Here is a 2,430-nt window from a genome sequence, read left to right as displayed (position 1 = left end):
CATTTTGATCTGGCCCGCGGCGGCGAGGTGGGCGGCGCTCCCGTATAGCCCCGAACCGGCAGGCCGCAACCACGCCCCGCCAAAGCCGCTCATGACGATCATTTGCGTTGGCCGCGGTCCTCCGCATCCGCTCCGGCCGTTCCGGTGCTGCCTGCCTCTGCTGTTCGGGGCTGTCCGGTCGCTCTTCGCCGCCCACCCCGCCTTCCGGGGGCCGGGCGTGGAAGAGGAGCGAGCGGAGATCGTCATGTCCAAAACGTCAGCGCAACGCCGTGCCACAACGACGAAACAAAGCCTCTATCAAGAAATCACCTCTCGGATCATCGCCGAGCTTGAGGCGGGCGTCTTCCCATGGGCGCGGCCGTGGGGCACCGGTGGCGGCAGCCAGGCGTTCGCGCTGCCGCGAAATCCTGATCCTGTGGGGCAGGCTGTTCGAAGCCGGCTTTACCTGCCAGCGCTGGCTCACCTTTCGCCAGGCAACAACGCTCGGCGGAAGCGTCCGCAAAGGCCAGCACGGCGTCACCGTTTGCTACGCCGACCGCTTTGTCCCGAAGCGGAACCGGCGAGCGGCCGAGCAGGCAAGATCCGAGAGCACGGAAGCGGACGAGGAACAGGCCGCCGTTCCGTTCCTGCGCCGCTATACGGTTTTCAACGTCGACCAATGCGACGGCCTGCCCGACCACTGCTTTGCGCACACACCCGCGCTGCCGGATCGCGAGATCGTGCCGCAGGCCGAGGCGCTGGCGGCGGCAACCCGCGCCACGATCCACATCGGCGGCGCCAAAGCCTTCTACGATCGCGCAAATGACAGCGTCCAGATTCCACCGCAGCCCGCCTTCTTCGAGCAGATCAACTATTACCGGACGCTGTTTCATGAGCTCGGCCATTGGACCGGCCATGCCAGCCGCCTCAACCGTGATCTGTCCGGCGCGTTCGGGTCAAGGCTCTATGCCAATGAAGAGCTGGTCGCAGAACTGACGGCTGCCTTCGTCTGCGCTGCGCTGTCGATCAAGCCGACCGTGCGGCATGCCGACTATCTCGGCGCCTGGCTAAACGTCCTTCGCGAGGACAGCCGCGCCGTCTTCCGCGCCGCGAGCAAAGCCTCCAAAGCCGCCGACTTCCTGCTGGCGTTCGGCGCGGGCGGCTCCGCCGCGCAAGCAGCCCAAGGTGATGACGCGTCGTGATGGGTCTATCGGCGAGACCGGCGCAAGCCCAAAGGCAAATCACGCAAGCCGGCGAGCTGATGCCCGCCGGGAATTCCCCGCCTCTGGCTGCGGCTTGCGGCTGGCGCCGCCGGCGCGACCACAGGCCATCTCGCCGATCACAAAGCCTCTCGACCTCGGACCTCGTCGACACGGCCGCACGCAACCAACTGGGCCCACCCGCACCACAAAGGGAGAGCGAACCTCGACTGCGCAACATTGCCCTCAGCGAGCTCATCAGAGCGCCGGTCAACGTCCGAACCAGAGCACGGCGGCCACCAGGAAGATGCCCATGACGATCATCAGCACGTCGACCTCGTTCGGTGGCGTGATGAAAGAGGCAGATGATGCGGCGCCGCCCGATGCGGGTGCAAATCTATCGAGCCCGCCAACACGCTGAACACGATCATCCGCGATCATCTGCATGGCGAGGAACGCCCTTGTGCCGAAAGCTCCGCGCCGCGATGCATGCGTTTCCGATCAGCCATTTGATCCCGGACACGACACGGAAAAGTGCCGGCGCATGCAAAGCCATTAATGCTTTGTTTACTTGAGCTTGTGCTGCCCGATTCGGGCGCGGCGGCCTGATCCGGAGCCGAATTTTTCCGTTGCCGAGTCGCGGACGAGTCAACCTGGCAGGCTGCAAATTTAGTGGATCGCGATCGGCGCGACTCGCTCTATAGCTCGCAAAAAGCAAGCGCGTGCACCGCATTATGGAGCCTGAGATGGCGAGCCCGTTCAGGGTGTTTCCGGACCCGCAAGCAACAACGCTCAGGCGCATCTGCCTCGCTCAGGCCATCGTCGGCCTGTCGGCGCTGGCGTCGACCGCCGTGCTGCTGACGACGTCCATCATGCACGGGCTGCGCTAGAGCGTTTTCAAGCGAGGTGGACACCGGTTCGCATGGCAATCACGTTTACGCAGATTGCGTAGACTTATCTGCGCAGAAAACGCGTCAAAACAGGAATCGAGAGCTTCGGTTCTGATTCAATCAGAACCGAAAATGCTCCAGAGCTCACGGAAGCACCGTTTCCATCCGCGTCGGGCCTGGATCACCAACGCAGGCAAATTCAACAGCCGGAGCGCACGGCGCTCCACTGGCACAGGATGGCTAGAGGATGATCCGGAAAGTGGAAACCGGTTTTCCGAAAAGGTCATGCTCAAACAAGGAGATGAGATCATGATCCGCTTCCGTCCAATCGGATCATGATCTAGGGTCTGTTGGGATTCATC

Annotated in this window: 4 protein-coding genes and 1 pseudogene; 3 read left to right on the top strand and 2 right to left on the bottom strand. The window is 63.2% G+C overall.

All coding sequences use genetic code 11. The features are described from left to right. Positions 1-91 precede the first annotated feature (91 nt). A pseudogene (locus CWO89_RS49865) lies at positions 92-587 on the top strand (ArdC-like ssDNA-binding domain-containing protein); the annotation flags it as partial. Positions 588-719: 132 nt separating this feature from the next. After that, complete coding sequence (locus CWO89_RS49860) at positions 720-1,181, top strand: zincin-like metallopeptidase domain-containing protein (RefSeq protein ID WP_463702851.1); 462 nt, start codon at positions 720-722, stop codon at positions 1,179-1,181. A gap of 267 nt (positions 1,182-1,448) precedes the next feature. Here CWO89_RS49860 and CWO89_RS46605 read toward each other — a convergent pair whose 3' ends face one another. After that, positions 1,449-1,625 carry a hypothetical protein gene (locus CWO89_RS46605; RefSeq protein WP_165421586.1) on the bottom strand — a complete coding sequence of 59 codons (177 nt, stop codon included), beginning with the start codon at positions 1,623-1,625 and terminating at the stop codon, positions 1,449-1,451. A 299-nt stretch (positions 1,626-1,924) separates the two neighbouring features. Between CWO89_RS46605 and CWO89_RS46600 the strand changes: the two genes are divergently transcribed. Next, a complete protein-coding gene (locus CWO89_RS46600) occupies positions 1,925-2,068 on the top strand; it encodes a hypothetical protein (protein WP_165421587.1) in 144 nt (47 codons plus the stop codon). Positions 2,069-2,184: 116 nt separating this feature from the next. On the opposite strand, the gene CWO89_RS47365 is transcribed toward CWO89_RS46600, so the two are convergent. Then, positions 2,185-2,430 (bottom strand): hypothetical protein (locus CWO89_RS47365; protein WP_207234700.1); only part of this gene is annotated, 246 nt, incomplete at its 5' end.

Source organism: Bradyrhizobium sp. Leo170, assembly GCF_004296405.1.
Classification (GTDB): Bacteria; Pseudomonadota; Alphaproteobacteria; order Rhizobiales; family Xanthobacteraceae; genus Bradyrhizobium.
Note: the sequence above shows the minus strand (reverse complement) of the source record. Positions and strands in the feature narration are given on the sequence as shown.